The 16,140-nt window shown below is 72.3% G+C and carries 13 protein-coding genes; 7 read left to right on the forward strand and 6 right to left on the reverse strand.

Translation table 11 applies throughout. The features are described from left to right. Positions 1-7: 7 nt before the first annotated feature. The 4 genes from D9V36_RS36625 to D9V36_RS36640 are packed head-to-tail and all read right to left on the reverse strand — an operon-like array spanning position 8 to position 3,973. Positions 8-1,021 carry an ABC transporter substrate-binding protein gene (locus D9V36_RS36625; RefSeq protein WP_129297553.1) on the reverse strand — a complete coding sequence of 338 codons (1,014 nt, stop codon included), beginning with the start codon at positions 1,019-1,021 and terminating at the stop codon, positions 8-10. A 59-nt stretch (positions 1,022-1,080) separates the two neighbouring features. Next, positions 1,081-1,893, reverse strand: a complete 813-nt coding sequence (locus tag D9V36_RS36630; RefSeq protein ID WP_129297554.1) for an ABC transporter ATP-binding protein — start codon at positions 1,891-1,893, stop codon at positions 1,081-1,083. Beyond that, positions 1,890-2,966 (reverse strand): FecCD family ABC transporter permease, encoded by a 1,077-nt coding sequence (locus D9V36_RS36635; protein ID WP_129297555.1) that lies wholly within the window; start codon positions 2,964-2,966, stop codon positions 1,890-1,892. The genes D9V36_RS36630 and D9V36_RS36635 overlap by 4 nt, the downstream gene beginning before the upstream one ends. After that, entirely contained in the window at positions 2,963-3,973 is a 1,011-nt protein-coding gene (locus D9V36_RS36640; protein WP_129298937.1) for a FecCD family ABC transporter permease, read from the reverse strand. Before D9V36_RS36640 ends, D9V36_RS36635 begins: the two co-directional genes overlap by 4 nt. A gap of 325 nt (positions 3,974-4,298) precedes the next feature. Here D9V36_RS36640 and D9V36_RS36645 point away from each other — a divergent pair, with 325 nt between their 5' ends. The 4 genes from D9V36_RS36645 (at position 4,299) to D9V36_RS36660 (ending at position 8,428) form a co-directional block, all read left to right on the forward strand. Further along, entirely contained in the window at positions 4,299-5,453 is a 1,155-nt protein-coding gene (locus tag D9V36_RS36645; RefSeq protein WP_129297556.1) for an FAD-dependent oxidoreductase, read from the forward strand. A gap of 133 nt (positions 5,454-5,586) precedes the next feature. Further along, positions 5,587-6,351, forward strand: a complete 765-nt coding sequence (locus D9V36_RS36650) for a VOC family protein (protein WP_129297557.1) — start codon at positions 5,587-5,589, stop codon at positions 6,349-6,351. Positions 6,352-6,526: 175 nt separating this feature from the next. Then, positions 6,527-6,949 carry an SH3 domain-containing protein gene (locus D9V36_RS36655; RefSeq protein WP_129297558.1) on the forward strand — a complete coding sequence of 141 codons (423 nt, stop codon included), beginning with the start codon at positions 6,527-6,529 and terminating at the stop codon, positions 6,947-6,949. A gap of 255 nt (positions 6,950-7,204) precedes the next feature. Continuing rightward, entirely contained in the window at positions 7,205-8,428 is a 1,224-nt protein-coding gene (locus tag D9V36_RS36660) for an acyl-CoA dehydrogenase family protein (RefSeq protein WP_129297559.1), read from the forward strand. Positions 8,429-8,483: 55 nt separating this feature from the next. Here the strand turns inward: D9V36_RS36660 and D9V36_RS36665 are convergent, their stop codons facing one another. Next, entirely contained in the window at positions 8,484-9,560 is a 1,077-nt protein-coding gene (locus tag D9V36_RS36665; RefSeq protein ID WP_129298938.1) for a protein kinase family protein, read from the reverse strand. Between the two features lie 389 nt (positions 9,561-9,949). On the opposite strand from D9V36_RS36665, the gene D9V36_RS36670 reads away from it, so the two are divergent. After that, the gene (locus D9V36_RS36670) at positions 9,950-10,798 is read left to right on the forward strand and encodes an oxygenase MpaB family protein (RefSeq protein WP_129298939.1); all 849 of its coding nucleotides are present in this window, start codon (positions 9,950-9,952) and stop codon (positions 10,796-10,798) included. Between the two features lie 25 nt (positions 10,799-10,823). Beyond that, positions 10,824-12,941, forward strand: coding sequence for a serine/threonine-protein kinase (locus tag D9V36_RS36675; RefSeq protein WP_129297560.1), 2,118 nt, complete (start codon positions 10,824-10,826; stop codon positions 12,939-12,941). 71 nt (positions 12,942-13,012) lie between these two features. Here D9V36_RS36675 and D9V36_RS36680 read toward each other — a convergent pair whose 3' ends face one another. Then, positions 13,013-14,320: a glycoside hydrolase family 27 protein gene (locus D9V36_RS36680; protein WP_129297561.1), complete on the reverse strand. Its 1,308-nt coding sequence runs from the start codon at positions 14,318-14,320 to the stop codon at positions 13,013-13,015. 179 nt (positions 14,321-14,499) lie between these two features. Here D9V36_RS36680 and D9V36_RS36685 point away from each other — a divergent pair, with 179 nt between their 5' ends. Continuing rightward, on the forward strand, positions 14,500-16,080 hold the full coding sequence (locus tag D9V36_RS36685; RefSeq protein WP_129297562.1) for a phytoene desaturase family protein: 1,581 nt from the start codon (positions 14,500-14,502) through the stop codon (positions 16,078-16,080). Positions 16,081-16,140: the final 60 nt, after the last annotated feature.

A 16,140-nucleotide genomic window follows, 5' to 3' on the forward strand; every position in this document is an offset into this window, starting at 1 on the left:
GGGCGGGTCAGGCCTTCGGCAGCGGCACGCCGGTGGCCTTGGCCACGTCGGCGAGCATGTGCTCGGCGGCCTGGATGCCGATGCCGGACATCCAGGTCTCGTCGGGCACGTCGAAGACCTTGTGCTTCTTGACGGCCGGCAGTTCCTTCCAGACCGGGTTGGACGTGACGTCCTTCTGCTGGGTCTTGCTCGGCGTGTCCGCGGTGGTGACGAACACCAGGTCCGCGTCGGCCTTGTCGATCTGTTCCGGGCTGACGTCGAGCATCGTCTTGGCCGGGTCGGTCGAGCTCTGCGACTTCGGCCGGGCCAGGCCGATGTCGTCGAGGACCACACCGCTGTAGGAGGACTTCTGGTAGAGGCGGGTCGGGCCGGCGACGAAGCGCACCACGGACGCCGACGGCATCTTGCCGTGGTACTTCTTCTTGATGGCCTCGCCCAGCGCCTTGGCGCGGGTCTGGTACTCCTTCAGCTTCCGGTCGGCTTCCTTCTCCAGACCCAGCGCCTTGGCGTGGACCTTGAGATTGGCCTTCCAGGGGCCGCCGGTGGTCTCGGTGAAGACGGTCGGCGCGATCTGCCGGAGCTTGTCGTAGATCTTCTCGTGCCGGACCTTGGAGGACAGGATCAGGTCGGGCTTCAGAGCAATGATCTTCTCCAGGTTCGGCTCCAGCAGCGGACCGACGTCCTTGACACCCCCGATCTCGTCCTTGAGGTAGGTGGGGAAGCCGCCCTCGGTCTTCATGTGCGGGGAGACCGCGCCGACGGGCTTGATACCGAGGGTGGCGACGTCGTCGAGCTCACCGGTGTCCAGCACGACCACACGCTTGGGCTTGGCGGGGATCTTCACATCGCCGCCCATGGCGCTCTTGACGGTGCGCGGGAAGCCGGCGCCGGCCTTCGCCGCGTCATCGCCGCCCGAGGAGGTGCCGCCGCCGCACGCGGTCAGGGCGCCCGCGCCCAGGACGACGGAGAGCAGCGCGGCCGGCAGCCGGCCGGCACCGTGGAGAGTGGATCTGGTCAGCATGAGGGTTCAACTTCCTGAGGGGGAGCGGAAAGGGAAGAGGTTGCGGGGGAGAGGTGGGGTCAGGCGGAGACGGCGGTGTGCCGTTTCGCGTTGCCCTTGGGGACGACCAGCGGGGTGCCGGTCTCGGGGTCGGGGATCACCCGGCAGTCCACGTCGAACACGGACTTGACCAGCTCCGCGTCGAGGACGTCCGCCGGTGCGCCGGCCGCCGCCAGCTGCCCTTCCTTGAGGACCACGAGGTGATCCGCGTACCGGGCCGCCTGGCCGAGGTCGTGCAGCACCATCACCACGGTGCGGCCCGCCTCGGAGTGCAGTGCGGCGACCAGGTCGAGGACATCGAGCTGGTGCCGCAGATCGAGGAAGGTGGTCGGCTCGTCGAGCAGCAGCAGCTCGGTGTCCTGGGCCAGCGCGAGCGCGATCCAGGCGCGCTGCCGCTGGCCGCCGGAGAGCCGGTCGACGCTCTGGTCGCGCAGCTCCAGGGTGCCGGTGCGCCGCAGCGCCTCCTCCACCGCCTGCTGATCCGCCGTCGACCAGGGGCTCAGCAGCCGCTGGTGCGGGTAGCGGCCCAGCCGGACCAGCGCCTCGACCGTGATCGCGTCGGGGGTGACCGGCTGCTGGGGGAGCAGCCCCATCCGCAGGGCCAGCGCCTTGGCCGGCATCCGGTGGATGTCGGCGCCGTCCAGCGCGACGGTGCCGGCGGACGGCGCCAGCAGCCGGGTCAGCCCGCGCAACAGCGTCGACTTGCCACAGGCGTTGGGGCCGACGATCGCGGTGACGGCGCCGCCGGGCAGCACCAGATCGAGGCCGCCGACGATCAGCCGGTCGCCGTAGCGCAGATCGAGTCCCTGGGTGGAGAGCTGGTTGGCGGTCATCGGACACTCCTGTTGACGGAACTGCTCTGACGGATCATCAACACCAGCAGCCACGGTGCGCCCAGCGTGGCGGTGACCACGCCGACCGGCAGCCCGCCGACCGGCAGCAGGTACTGCGCCACCAGGTCGGAGGCGAGCAGCAGCACCGCACCGGCCAGGCCGGACAGCGCCAGCGTCCCTGCGGTCGGCGGCCCGGCGAGGAACCGCACCATGTGCGGGACGGCGAGCGCGACGAAGGCGACCGGGCCGGTGAGCGCGGCGGCCAGCGAGGCCAGCACGATGGCGACGACCAGGATCTGCAGGCGGGCGGTGTGGGTACGCAGACCGAGCGCGCCCGCCGAGTCGTCGCCCAGGTCGAGGACCGCGAGCCGGCGCTGCAGTACGAAGGCGGCGAGCAGCGCCACGGCCATCGCCCCGCCCGCGGACCACACCTCGGTCCAGGTCCGCCCGTACACCGACCCCGTGGTCCACTGGAGGGCCGAACCGGCCAGCTCGGTGGGGAAGCGGACCACCATGAAGCTCACCGCGGCGGACAGCCCCGCCTGTACGGCGAGCCCGACCAGCACCAGGCGGGTCACGCTGACCCCGGCGCGCCAGCCGAACACCCCCAGCAGGACCGCGGCCAGCAGCCCGCCGCCGAGGGCGGCCAGCGGCATCAGTGCCTGCGAGGCCCCGGCGGCCAGCATCGCCACCGCGCCGAACGAGGCTCCGCCGGTCACCCCCATCACATCGGGGGAGGCGAGCGGATTGCGGAACAGCCGCTGCAGCAGGGCACCGGCCACCGCCAGGCCCGCGCCCGCCACGATCGCCGCGACCATCCGCGGGGCCCGGAACTCCTGGACCACCAGGACGGTGGCGGAATCACCGATCCCGAACAGGCCCTTGACCGCGTCGGCGGGCGGCAGCGGCATATCGCCGTTGGCCACCGACACCGTCACCAGCGCGCCGAGCACCACGAGGCCGACGAGGGCGAGCAGCACGGTCCGGCGGACCCTGCGCCCGCGTCCGGGGGCGGGGGAGGGAGAGAGGGACGGCGAGCCGAGCGGCTTCTCGTCCCGTGCGAGGTCGGTCATCGGGCCACCTTCCGGGCCAGCAGTGCCAGCAGCGGCGCGCCGAGGAACGCGCTGATGATGCCGACCTGCAGCTCGGACGGCCGGATGACGATCCGTCCGAGAATGTCGGCGGCGAGCAGCAGCAGGGGACCGGCGATCAGGCAGCCGGGCACCACGATCCGGTGGTCGGAGGTGCGCAGCAGCTGGCGGACCAGGTGCGGTGCGGCCAGCCCGATGAAGGCGAGCGGACCGGCCACCGCCACCGCCGACGCGGCGAGCAGGACGACGGCCAGGCCGCCGGCCAGCCGGATCCGGGTCACCCGTACGCCCAGCGCCTGCGCCGCATCGTCGCCCAGCGCCAGCGCGTTGAGGGCAGGGGCGAGGACCAGCGCGAGGAGCAGGCCGAGCACCAGGGTCGGCAGCACCGGGTAGAGCACCGACAGCGGGCGCTCGGCCAGCGAACCGGCCATCCAGAACCGGGCCTCGTCCAGCGACCGCTTGCTGGCCAGCATGACCGTCGAGGTCCAGGAGACCAGGACGAGTTGGAGGACGGTGCCGCCCAGCGCGAGCCGCGCCGGGTCGAGATCACCCGCGCGCCGGGCCAGCGCCTGCGCGAACAGCGCGGCGGCCGCGGCTCCGGCGAAAGCGAACCAGACGTACTGGCCGGGACGGGTCAGATGCAGTGCGTAGATCGCGGTGACCACCGCGAACCCCGCGCCGGCGTTGATGCCGAGCGTCGTCGGGGACGCGAGCGGGTTGCGGGTGACGCCCTGGACGACCGCACCGGCGACGCCGAGCGCCGCGCCGACCGCGAGGGCCACCACGGTCCGCGGCAGCCGAAGTCCGGTCACCACCAGGGCATCCCGTCCGTGGACGGCACCGGACAGCGCGTCCCACACGGTGGACAGCGGTACGGACCGGGCACCGAGGGCGAGGCTCAGCGCGGCACAGGCCGCCAGAGCGCAGAGCCCGGCCACGAACAGCGGGACGCGCCGCAGGAGATTCGCGGCGGGACGCGCATCGGGCACAGGGGGTGCGGTGGCAGGTGGTTTGATCGTCGGCACGCGTCGTTACATTAGGTTAGGCATACCTAATCCTGCAAACGCGGAAGCGTTAAGCGATCAACTGTCCTTTTTGCCGGGCAGATGTCCGCCGCTGGACCCTCGCGAGGCCCCGACCTGGGGTGATCTACCCCTCCACGCTCCCGCTCACTCCGGTGAATCACCGCGAATCCTCTGCCGCACCCCTCTCTCGCAGGGTGCGAGTGATACGGAAAGTGAAGCGATGGAGCTTTTCGCCCGATGTGCTTCTCTGAGGGGGAGGCCCCGCCGTCCTGCCCGTCCGAGGAGCGCCATGACCCCCACCACGCCCCGTATCGCGATCATCGGCGCCGGCCCCGGCGGGCTGACCTGCGCCCGGGCGCTGCAGCGCAACGGCGTACCGGTCACGGTCTTCGAACACGACGCCTCCGCCGGTGCCCGCCCACAAGGCGGCGCGCTGGAGCTGCACATGACGACCGGTCAGGCGGCGCTGCGGTCCGCCGGTCTGCACGAGGAGTTCGCCGCGCTCGCCCGCCCCGAGGGCCAGGAGGTCCGGCTGCTCGACCACACCGCGACGGTCCTCTTCCGGTACGCCCCCACCCCCGCGTCCGCTCCCGCCCCCGGCGAGGCCGACCGCTCCGAGATCGACCGGGGCGAGCTGCGCCGGCTGCTGCTGGACTCCCTCACCCCCGACGCCGTGCGCTGGGGCAGCTATCTGCGCACCCTTCATCCGCTCGGCGACGGCCGCCACCGCGCCGAGTTCGACGACGGCCACACCGAGACCTTCGACCTGGTCATCGGTGCCGACGGCAGCTGGTCCAGGGTCCGGCCGATGCTCTCCGACGCCACCCCCCACTACACCGGGGTCACCTTCGTCGAGACCGGATTCGAGGACGCCGACACCCGTCACCCCGAGGTCGCCCGGCTGGTCGGCGCCGGCGGTATGCGCGCGGAGTCCGCCGGCCGGGCGCTGATCGCCCGGCGCGAGAGCCGCGGCCGCATCCGCCTCTATGCCGCCTTCCGCGGCTCCCAGGACTGGGCGCTGGAGACCGGGGTGCGGATGACGGACACCGAGGCGGTCCGCGCCGTACTCCTCGACCGGTTCGCGGACTGGGACGAACGGCTGCTGGCGCTGCTGCGGGACAGCGACGGCGGGTTCGCCAATCGGCCGCTGTTCGCCCTGCCGGTGCCGCACACCTGGACGCACACCCCCGGCCTGACCCTGCTCGGCGACGCCGCGCATCTGATGCCGCCGTTCGCGGTTCCGGGCGCCGGTCTCGCCATGCTCGACGGCGCCGAACTCGCCCGGGCCCTCACCGGACACCCCGACCCGGACGAAGCGGTAGGCGCCTACGAAGCGGCCCTGCTGCCCCGCGCCGCCGAGGCCGCCGGGCGCGCCGCCCGCGGCATGGCCGAAGCCCTCGGCCCCGGCGCCCCGCTGCGCCATCTGCGTGACCGCCCGCGGTGATGTGCCGGCGCTCCGGTTGCGGCCTGGTCGCACCCGTCGGACGATCGGCAGCGTACGAACGCCGACCGGCAGTGTGCGGACGCGAGCGCGGCACCGCCCGGCCACGGCAGGGCGCGGAGGGACGGAACGCACCGTGGAGATCACTGAGCCCACACCCGGCGCGCCCTGCTGGGTGGAGCTGGGCACGTCGGACGTGGACGCCGCCAAGGTGTACTACCGCCAGGTCTTCGGCTGGCGCGCCGAGACCGACCCCCGCGACGAGGCGGGCGGCTACACCATGCTGTACCTCGGGGCCGACCCGGTCGCCGCGCTGACTCCCCTTTACGCCCCTGGGCAGCCGACCGCCTGGACCGTGTCGTTCGCGACGCGGGACACCGATGCGCAGGCCGCGGCGGTCACCGAGGCGGGCGGGCACCTGCTGATGGGGCCGATGGACGTCTTCGACCTGGGCCGCTTCGCCGTACTGGCCGACCCGGAAGGCGCGGTCTTCTCGCTGTGGCAGGGCCGGGCGTTCGCCGGTGCCGCGGTGTTCAGCGCACCGGGCTCGCTCGGCTGGGTCGAGCTCGCGACCCGGGACGAGGAGGCCGCCAAGGCCTTCTATACGCGGATCTTCGGCTGGACCGTGGGCACGCACAAGGACTACCCGCAATGGGGGGTCGACGGCGCCGACTTCGGCGGGATGAGCGCGCTGGACGAGTTCTACCCGGACGATGTGCGGGCGCACTGGCTGCCGTACTTCGCGGTCGCCGGTGTCGACGAGACGGCCGCCCGGGCCGCCGAGTCGGGCGGCATGCTGCTGGTGCCCCCGACCGATGTGCCCGCGGGGCCGAGGGTCGCGGTGATCCGGGATCCCCAGGGAGGCCACTTCGGGATCCACGGCGCCGTTACGGAGGGCTGAGTCCGGTAGCGCTCCGGTGTTCCGCGGTGCGGCGACTGCCCGTGCCACGGGCGCACTTGTGCTGTCACACGATCGGCGGCCTGCTCGTCGTTTCACCACATTCCCCGAGTGGTTTATGCGTAATGTCCACTTCGCGGCAATGGGTGGCATTGCGCGTCGAGAACAGGAGACCCCTATGCCCACGACCGACCTCCTCGTGGCCCGAGGCAAAAAGCTCGCAGCCGGTGCGGGCGCACTGGCCGCGGCCGCCGCTCTCGGTGCGACGCTGCTGGCCGCGGCCCCCGCGCACGCGGCCCCCGAACCCGCCAGGCCCTTCGGTGTGGTCACCGCCAAGACGGGTCTGAGTCAGCGTCAGTACCCCAGTACGGACTCCTCGGTGCGGGGTCACCTTCACCACCGTGCGCAGGTCGGCCTGGTGTGCAAGGTCCGCACCCAGAGCGTCGGCGGCAACACCGTCTGGTACCTCACCCGCGAGGAGCGCGCGACCTGGGTCTCGGCCAGGTATGTGACCAGCAATGGCCCCGTCAGGTTCTGCAAGGACGTCCAGCGCGGCCGGCTGCTGCTGCCGCCCGGCGCGGCGAAGCACGCCGTGGGCTGATGGAGCCCCGGGAAGGCCCGGTCCGATGCCGCGGAGGTATCGGACCGGGCTTTCGTGTGTGCGCCGGGCGGGGTCCGTTCGCGGGGTTCACGGGGAAGTCGTGGAGCTGGGGGCGGAGCGGGTGCGGAGCGTCGCCGCACCCTTCCGAATTACTGAAACAAGTTCTACTGTGCCCCTCGATCCGGCAGCCGACGGGCCGTCAGCATCCCGCGCCCCCTCGGACCGGACGACCGGACCGGACGAACTGGAGGGGCCGTGCACCTCGAATACACCCCCGAGCAACAGCAGTTGCGCGCCGAGCTGCGCACCTACTTCGCCGAACTGGTGCCGGACGGTGCCCTCGCCGGCCCGCACGGATCCGAGGCCGGCGCAGACGGCTCCCCGGCCGGCGCCGCCGACCGGAAGCGCTTCTACCGTGAGACCGTACGACGGCTGGGCAGCGACGGCTGGCTGGGCGTCGGCTGGCCCAAGGAGTTCGGCGGGCGTGGCCTGTCCCCGACGGAACAGTTCATCTTCTTCGACGAGGCGGCCCAGGCGGGCGTGCCGCTGCCGCTGATGGCGCTGAACACCGTCGGCCCGACGATCATGCAGTTCGGCACCGACGAACAGAAGGCCTACTTCCTGCCCCGGATCCTCTCCGGTGAGATCGACTTCGCCATCGGCTACAGCGAACCGGATGCCGGCACCGACCTGGCCGCCCTCAAGACCCGCGCCGTACGCGAGGGCGACGAGAAGACCGGGCACTACATCGTCAACGGGCAGAAGATCTGGACGACCAACGGCGACACCGCGGACTGGGTATGGCTCGCCGTGCGCACCGACCCCCAAGCCCCGCCCCACAAGGGCATCACCATGCTCCTCGTCCCCACCAGCGACCCCGGCTACTCCTGCACCCTGATCAACACCCTCGCCTCGCACGACACCACCGCCAGTTACTACGAGAACATCACCGTCCCGGCCTCCCGCCGCGTCGGCCAGGAGAACAAGGGCTGGCGGATCATCACCAACCAGCTCAACCACGAGCGGGTCACCCTCGCCGCCCACGGCACCATGGCGATCCGCGCCCTGCACGACGTCCAGCGCTGGGCCGCCGCCACCAAGCTCTCCGACGGCCGCCGGGTCATCGACCTGGGCTGGGTACGCGGACGCCTGGCCCGCACCCACACCCGCCTCGACGCCATGAAGCTGCTGAACTGGCAGATGGTCGACGCGCTCCAGCAGGGCACCCTCACCCCCCAGGACGCCTCCGCCGTCAAGGTCTACGGCTCCGAGGCCCGCCGGGACGCCTATGCCTGGCTGATGGAGGTCGTCGCTTCCGCGGGCCCGCTCAAGGAGGGCTCGGCCGGCGCGGTCCTGCACGGCGAACTGGAACGCGGCTACCGCTCCGCCGTCATCTTCACCTTCGGCGGCGGCAACAACGAGATCCAGCGCGAGATCATCTCCTGGATCGGCCTGGGGATGCCCCGCGTACGGCGCTGAACGGGGGTGACCTGGCGTGACCGGTCCACGTCGGGTGCCGGCCTCCGGGCGTCCGTCAGCGAAGGGGGGAGCTGTGCGTCCCGCCGAGCCGGCGGATTTCCTCCAGCGGGTACGGGGTCTGCCTGCTGTGGTCCTGGAACGTGCGGTGGAAAGCCGACATCACAGCGGCGATCGGCGCGTGCCGGGCGAGGATCGCCGCGGCCTCCTCCGGGATTCCGGTGGGGCGCTGTCCCTCCGCGTAGGCGCGCACCAGCTCGTAGCGGCCGTCCCGGTCCCCCCTCCGGTACCCGTACAGAGCGGTGACCAGCCAGTTCACCAGATAGGTGGCGGTGTAACAGCGGTCGTAGGCCTGATGCCGTTCGAAGAAGTCGGCCTCGTCCTGCGACAGCTCGAAGAGGGAGGAGAGCGCGAGGCCGTAGTCCGCGAAGTAGAGGCGCCGGCCGTCGGTAAGGATGTTCTCGAAGTGTGCGTCGAAGTGCAGCAGCCCCCGAGCGTTCATGAACGAGATTCCGGCTTCCAGGTTCTTCTCCACCATGGCGCAGGCCCGGTCGGCGGCCTCGTCGCCTGCCGCGACCTGAGTGCCCAGCCACTGGTGCAGATTCTGCGGGATGTACTCCAGGAACAGCGCGACGCTCGCCGAGGACCGCTGGAGCGCCTCGATCCGGCCGCGCACCTGCGATCCGCCGCCCCAGTAGGCAACAGCCCGTTCGACGTCGGCCAGCTCCTCGGGCAGGGGCGTCGAGTCGGGGAGCACCCTCCAGTGGTACATCAGGGGGAAGCCCTCATATTCCGCCGCGAGCACCCAGTTCGTCGTCATGGTGTGCACGGCGAGTTCTCTCCAGGCCCCGAAGCCCGGCGCGCCGATGGCACCGATGCCGTACTGGCAGAAGACGGGCAGTTCGAAGAGATTCGCCGTGGACCGGGCGTGCTCATGGTGCCGCTCCGGATCGGTGAGGGGCACCCGCTTCACGAAGACCGGGGTTCCGGCGACTTCCAGCAGGGCCGACGTCCCGCCGATGCCGGATCCGAGCGGCACGGCCGTGTCCACGAGTTCGCGCAGGGCGCGATCACTGCACAAGGCCAGGGAGGTGGAGACGGCACCATGGGCGGTCAGACGCGCACCGCGCGACATGTCGGGGCACTTCACTGCGGCCTCCACCCGGGTACCGAGCTCGATTCTGCAAGGGCTACGCAATCCCGCCGAGCACAGCGGCGCGTGGTGGTGGGGTGTGGCCGCCTGAGCGGCCCGAGGACGTCGAAGGTCCGGGTGTGACAACGGACTTGAGAGCGTCCCCCTGACCGCACCCTACGTGAGGATCGACGACGCGAGGACGAGGGCGAGGGCGAGGACGAGGGCGAGGGCGGGGGTGGCCACGGCATCCGCCCGGAGCGCAGGATGCACGGGAACCACGGAACGACCCACAATGGAGACACACCGACGGCAGTGCGGCCCGGCAGCGGGAGGTGGGGAACGTGGCAGGCGATCCGGGGCTCTTCGGGCCCCGTTCCGTGACCTGGCAGATGCACAGCGATCCGATGATGTGGATCGCGGGTGTCCGAGCGCTGTACCTCCAGGCGCTGCACCCTCGCGCGGTGCGCGGTGTCCTCCAGAACTCGGACTTCAGGAGTGACGCCTGGGGCCGGCTGATGCGGACCGCCCGGTTCGTCGGCACTCTCACCTATGACACCACCGACGCCGCCGAACAGGCCGGTGCCGCGGTCCGCCGTATCCACCGACGGCTGTCCGCCACCGATCCCGCCACCGGTGAGCGCTACGGCGTCGACGAGCCGGACCTGCTGCTGTGGGTGCACTGCGCGGCGGTGGACTCCTATCTGCACGTCCTGCGCCGCTCCGGCTACCCCCTCGGAGACGCCCATGCCGACGCCTACCTCCACGAGCAGCGCGAAAGCGCCCGGCTCGTCGGCCTCGACCCGGCAGGTGTGCCCGGCAGCCGGGCCGAGCTCGCCGCCTACTTCGCCCGCGTGCGGCCCGAGTTGGCGCTGACCCCCGAAGCCTGTGAGGTGGACGCGTTTCTGCGCAGGCCACCGACCCCGGCCCCGCTCGTGCCGGCCCGCGCCCTGCTCTGGCAGCGGGTGGCACAGCTCGCCTACGGCGCACTCCCGGCGTATGCCCAGGAGCTCTACGGGCGCCCCGTACCCCCGCCCGCGACCGTCACCCGGCGGCTGCGCGCCACCGGGTGCCTCCTTCGCGCCATTCCGCCCACCGTGCGCTGGCAGCTCCCGCCCCGGCACATCCTGCGCGCCGTCGCACGACTCGGCCCCGGTGCCCGCCCAGCGCCCTACAAGCTCCGCCCTTCCGCCGCCATACTGGACGGGCAGAAGGAGACGCAGGGGGAACTGCGCGGCTGACCACGGGGGACGGGGGCGGCGACACATGGGTGCGGACGAGAGACTGATCCAACGGCGGTACCGGCTGCTCGACACCATCGGGCGCGGCGGCATGGGGGAGGTGTGGCGGGCCCGCGACGAGTCGCTGGGCCGGCAGGTCGCGGTCAAATGCCTCAAGCCCACGGAGCCACGGCACGAACCCTCATTCCTGCAGGTACTGCGTGAACGTTTCCGCCGTGAGGCCCGGGTCGCTGCCGCGCTGCAGCACCGCGGTATCACCGTCGTCCATGACTTCGGCGAGGACGAGGGCACCCTCTTCATCGTCATGGAGCTGCTCAGCGGCCGTAACCTCAGCCAACTGCTGGACGACAACCGCCGCCAGCCGCTGCCCGTACCCGATCTCGTCGAGATCGCCGAACAGGTCACCGCCGCGCTCGCCTACACCCACGAAGAAGCCGTCGTGCACCGCGATCTGAAACCGGCGAACATCGTCCGGACCACCGACGGCACGGTCAAGATCTGCGACTTCGGCATCGCCCGGCTCGGCCACGACATCGGCTTCACCGCCCGCCTCACCGGCACCGGCATCGCCATGGGCAGTCCGCACTACATGTCGCCCGAACAGATCGGCGCCCACGGCGTCGACCACCGCAGCGATCTCTACTCCCTCGGCTGTGTGCTGTACGAGATCGCCACCGGTGTGCCGCCCTTCGACCTGGGGGATGCCTGGGCGGTGCTCGTCGGACACCGTGACCAGGCGCCGAAGCCGCCCCGCACGCTGCGCCCTGACCTTCCCGAGGCCTACGAGCGCATCATCCTCGAACTCCTCGCCAAGGACCCCGAGGACCGGCCCAGGGACGCCGACGAGCTGGGCAAACGCCTCGCCGATGCCCGCCATCCGCACTCCGGCCGGGGCGCCGCGGCCGGCTCCGACGACGCGACGGTGCCCGCCGGCCGGCTGCCCTCCTGGACCCGTGGCATGACCCTCGGCTCCTTGGCGGCCCCCGCCCGGCAGGTGCACGGGCGCCCGGCGGACCGGCCCGCCACCGTCCTGACCGACACCTGGACCGGTACAAGGGGCCCGCAGTGCGGTGCGGCGTCCCCGGCCGCCGGCATCGCCAGCCCGGCACCGCCGGACGACCGCCGCGCCACCCTCGCCGCGCTGGCCGGACGGCACACCGCCGCCCTGAATCTGGGCCGGCTGGGCCGCTGGGAGGAGGCGCGCGAGGCACACCGTGCGCTCGCCGCGGAACGCGAGCGGCTGCTCGGCCCCGACCATCCCGACACGCTCACCAGCCGGCTGGAGGCCGGTCATGCCCTGAGCCGCCTCGGCCGGAGCTTCGAGGCGCACCAGATCTACACCGAGGTGCTGACCGGCCGTGAACGCGCGCTGGGACCCGACCACCCCGACTCGCTGAGCTGCCGCCACCATGTCGCGCTGAACCTCGGCCGGCTGGGGCGGCTGGAGGACTGCCGCGCCATGGCCCGGGAGGTGGCCGAGGCCCGCGCCCGGGTGCTCGGCGCGGACCACGCCGACACCCTCGCCACCCGCTGCGAACTCGCCCATGTCCTGGGCAGGCTGGGCCAGTGGACCCAGGCCCTGCACACCTACCGGGACATCGAGGCCGCACGCACCGCCTCGCTCGGCACCGACCACCCCGACACCCTCGCCGCCCGCTACGAGGTCGGCATCGGCCTCGGCCGGCTCGGTCGCAGCGGCGAAGCCCTGGCGCTCTACCGGGACCTGGCCGCCGCCCGTACCCGTGCCCAGGGCGCGGACGACCCCGAGACCCTGCGCGCCCGGCACGGCCTGGGCGTCAGCCTCGGACGGCAGAACCGCTGGCAGGAGGCGCTGGAGGAGGGGCGCGCGGTCGCCGCGGCCCGCGCCAGGGTGCTCGGTCCCGACCACCCCGACACCCTGGTCAGCCGCCGGGAGACCGCCGTGGCGCTCGGCTGGCTGGGCCGCTGGGACGAGGCGCTGGACCTCTACCGCGAGGTCGCGGACGCCCGCGAACGGGTCCTGGGCGCCGGCCATCTCGACGCGCTGGCCAGCTACGGCGACTTGGCCCAGTGCCTGGAGCAACTGGGCCGTACGGACGAGGCCGCCGCCCTCCACCGCCGGGTCGCGGCGCTGCGCCGGGAGCGCGCCGGGCGCCGGGGGTAGGGGACGGACCGCGAGGCACCGGATGATGCGCCGGGGCCCGCGGTCACCTGGTCAGTCCGGAGTGGCCGAGGTCAGTCCGGCGTGACCCGGTAGAGCACCGTGCTGTGGGGCGGCACCTCGCGGGCCACGATCGTGCCATCGCTGTGCGCACGGCGGCCGGTGACCAGATCGTGCAGCAGGTAGGAGCCCGCCTCCGGCAGTCCCGCCTGCTCGGCCGTGACCGACAGCGTGCGCGGCGTGTCACCCGAGTTGAACAGGGCGACCGCCCGGTCACCGTTCTTCAGCGGCTTGGCCAGCACCGCCGAGCCGTTGTCCTCCTGCACGACCCTCCCCTGGACACCGAGCGCGTCCTGGTCGACGGCGATGACCTTCTTGTTCCCGAGCACCTTGCGTGCCGCCGGGGACAGCCGGCTCAGGTTCGTGCTGGAGATCAGGGGGGCGGCCATCATCGCCCACAGCGACATCTGGCTCTGCATCTCCTGCTGCGTCACGCCCGTGTCACCGGCCAGCAGGAAGTCCGGGTCGTTCCAGCGGCCGGGCCGCTGGAGGCCGGCCAGTGGCGCGTTGTAGCGGAAGTTGTAGAGGATGGAGGACCACTTCACGGCCGGTGCGTGCTTCTGCAGCGCGATGTCCCGCCCTTCCCGCCACAGATTGCCGAGCGCGGCCGACCAGCCGATGACCTTGTGCCAGACGCTGTCGCCGTCGTACTGGAAATAGGCCGGCGCCGACACCGAGAAGGTCATGGGGCGGCCGGTGGCCCGCAGCGCACGGCTCATCTGTCCGTACAGGTCCCGGTAGGTCTCCTCCTTGGTGTGCCCCGGGGCGACGGGCACATTGCAGCCGTCCGCCTTGACGTAGTCGACCTTCCAGCGGGCGAACAACTCGGCGTCTTCCCGGAAATGGCCGAGACTGCCCGGATATTTCTCACAGGTCAGGGTGCCGACGTCCTCATAGATCCCGAACTTCAGTCCGAGCTCGTGCAGCTTCCGCCCGAGGTAGGCCATACCGTGCGGGAACTTCGTGCGGTCCGCGGTCAGTTCGCCTCCGGGGCCGCGCTGCCTGCTCATCCAGCAGTCGTCGACGGTGACGGTGCGGTAGCCGCGCCGGGCCAGCCCCGAACGGACCAGTGCCCGCGCATTGTCGAGGATCACCTTCTCGCTGATGTCGCACATGTAGTACGACCAGTCGTTCCAGCCCATCGGGGGTCTCGGCGCCAGGTTCGGATACCTCTCCGCGAGCTGCCGGGCGCCGGACGCACGGGCCGGATCGGCGGCCGCGGAGGCGGGAGCGGGGGCCGCGAGCAGCCCGGCCGAACAGGCGGCGACGGCGGTCAGTCCGGCGACGGCGCGGCCGATGCGGGGTACCGGCGAGTGGGACACGGGTCACCTCACGGGTGGGCGGGACGGTCTGACGGGAGCGCTGCGGGGGTGGTGCCGGGACGGAGCACGGCCGGACGCTAGGAGCAGCCCCCTGCCCGGTCAAGAAGCCGCACCGCCCCGGGTGAAGGTTTCAGCCGCCTGCACCTGGCGACCGCGATCACCGCGTGCTACCAAGGGGCATGCCGGAACGGACTTCGTATGACGCGGTCATCGTCGGTGGCGGGCACAACGGACTGGTGGCCGCCGCCTATCTCGCACGCGCCGGGCGCAGCGTGCTGGTGCTGGAGCGGCTGGACCACACCGGTGGTGCCGCCGTGTCGACCCGGGCGTTCGCCGGTGTCGACGCCCGGCTGTCCCGTTACTCCTACCTCGTCAGCCTGTTGCCGCCGAAGATCGTGCGGGACCTCGGTCTGCGCTTCGCGGTCCGCAAACGCACCGTCTCCTCCTACACCCCCACCGTGCGCGACGGCCGGCCCACGGGCCTCCTGGTCGGCGGCGGCGAGGCCAGAACCCGTACCGCCTTCGCCGAACTCACCGGATCGGACCGGGAGTTCGCAGCCTGGCAGCGCTTCTACGGCACCACGGCCCGGCTGGCCGAACGCGTCTTCCCCACCCTGACCGAGCCGCTGCCCACCCGCGCCGCGCTACGCGCCACGGTCGACGACGACGCCACCTGGCACGCCCTGTTCGAACGCCCCCTGGGCGAGGCGGTCGAGGAGACCTTCACCGACGACCTGGTCCGCGGTGTGGTCCTCACCGACGCCCTCATCGGCACCTTCGCCACCGCCCATGACCCGTCGCTGCGTCAGAACCGCTGCTTCCTCTACCACGTCATCGGCGGCGGCACCGGCGACTGGGACGTCCCCATCGGCGGGATGGGCGCCCTCACCGACGCACTGGCCGACGCCGCCCGGCGGGCCGGCGCGGAGATCGTCACCGACTGTGCGGTGACCGGTATCGCGACGGACGGCCGCAGTGCGGAGGTGACCTGCGAGCAGGGCACCCTCGGAGCCCGACGGGTCCTCGTCAACGCCGCCCCGCGCGAGCTGGCCCGCCTGCTGGGCGAGGCCCCGCCGCCACCCGCCGAGGGCGCCCAGCTCAAGGTCAATATGCTGCTCACCCGGCTGCCGCGGCTGCGCGACACCCGTGTGGACCCGCGGGAGGCCTTCTCCGGCACCTTCCACATCGCCGAGGGCTACGGCCAGCTGGAGAGCGCCTACCAACAGGCCGCGTCCGGCACCCTGCCCGCCTCGCCGCCCTCCGAGATCTACTGCCACTCGCTCACCGACCCCTCCATCCTCGGTGCCGGCCTGGTCCGGCGGGGCTACCAGACCCTCACCCTGTTCGGCCTGCACGCCCCCGCGAGCCTCTTCACCGCCGATACCGCCGACCACGCAGCCACCCGCGACCGCCTTCTCGCGGCCACCCTCGCCGAACTGGACCGCCACCTCGCCGAACCGCTCGCCGACTGCCTGGCCCACGACGCCGACGGCCGCCCCTGCATCGAGGCCCGGTCGCCCCTCGACCTGGACCGTGAACTCGGCCTGCCGGGCGGCAATATCTTCCACCGCGACCTGGCCTTCCCCTACGCGGATCCCTCGGACGAGGCGCTCGGCGACGCCCGTACCGCCCCGGCCCGCTGGGGCGTGGCGACCACCCACCGCAACGTCCTGCTGTGCGGGGCGGGCGCGGTACGCGGCGGGGGCGTGAGCGGCATCCCGGGACACAACGCGGCGATGGCGGTGCTGGAGGAGGGGTGACGGGGCGGGTGCCGGGCGGGTGACGGGGTGGGCGACGGAGGGCGCCGCCGCCCGCGAGGC

Origin of the sequence: Streptomyces lydicus (assembly GCF_004125265.1) — a bacterium.
In the GTDB taxonomy this organism is placed as follows: Bacteria; Actinomycetota; Actinomycetes; order Streptomycetales; family Streptomycetaceae; genus Streptomyces; species Streptomyces lydicus_C.

Excerpts from the sequence above, each read along its gene's own strand:
- D9V36_RS36625 (WP_129297553.1), bottom strand. The coding sequence starts at position 1,021 with ATGCTGACCAGATCCACTCTCCACGGTGCCGGCCGGCTGCCGGCCGCG.
- D9V36_RS36630 (WP_129297554.1), bottom strand. The coding sequence starts at position 1,893 with ATGACCGCCAACCAGCTCTCCACCCAGGGACTCGATCTGCGCTACGGC.
- D9V36_RS36635 (WP_129297555.1), bottom strand. The coding sequence starts at position 2,966 with ATGACCGACCTCGCACGGGACGAGAAGCCGCTCGGCTCGCCGTCCCTC.
- D9V36_RS36645 (WP_129297556.1), top strand. The coding sequence starts at position 4,299 with ATGACCCCCACCACGCCCCGTATCGCGATCATCGGCGCCGGCCCCGGC.
- D9V36_RS36655 (WP_129297558.1), top strand. The coding sequence starts at position 6,527 with ATGCCCACGACCGACCTCCTCGTGGCCCGAGGCAAAAAGCTCGCAGCC.
- D9V36_RS36665 (WP_129298938.1), bottom strand. The coding sequence starts at position 9,560 with ATGTCGCGCGGTGCGCGTCTGACCGCCCATGGTGCCGTCTCCACCTCC.
- D9V36_RS36670 (WP_129298939.1), top strand. The coding sequence starts at position 9,950 with ATGCACAGCGATCCGATGATGTGGATCGCGGGTGTCCGAGCGCTGTAC.
- D9V36_RS36675 (WP_129297560.1), top strand. The coding sequence starts at position 10,824 with ATGGGTGCGGACGAGAGACTGATCCAACGGCGGTACCGGCTGCTCGAC.
- D9V36_RS36685 (WP_129297562.1), top strand. The coding sequence starts at position 14,500 with ATGCCGGAACGGACTTCGTATGACGCGGTCATCGTCGGTGGCGGGCAC.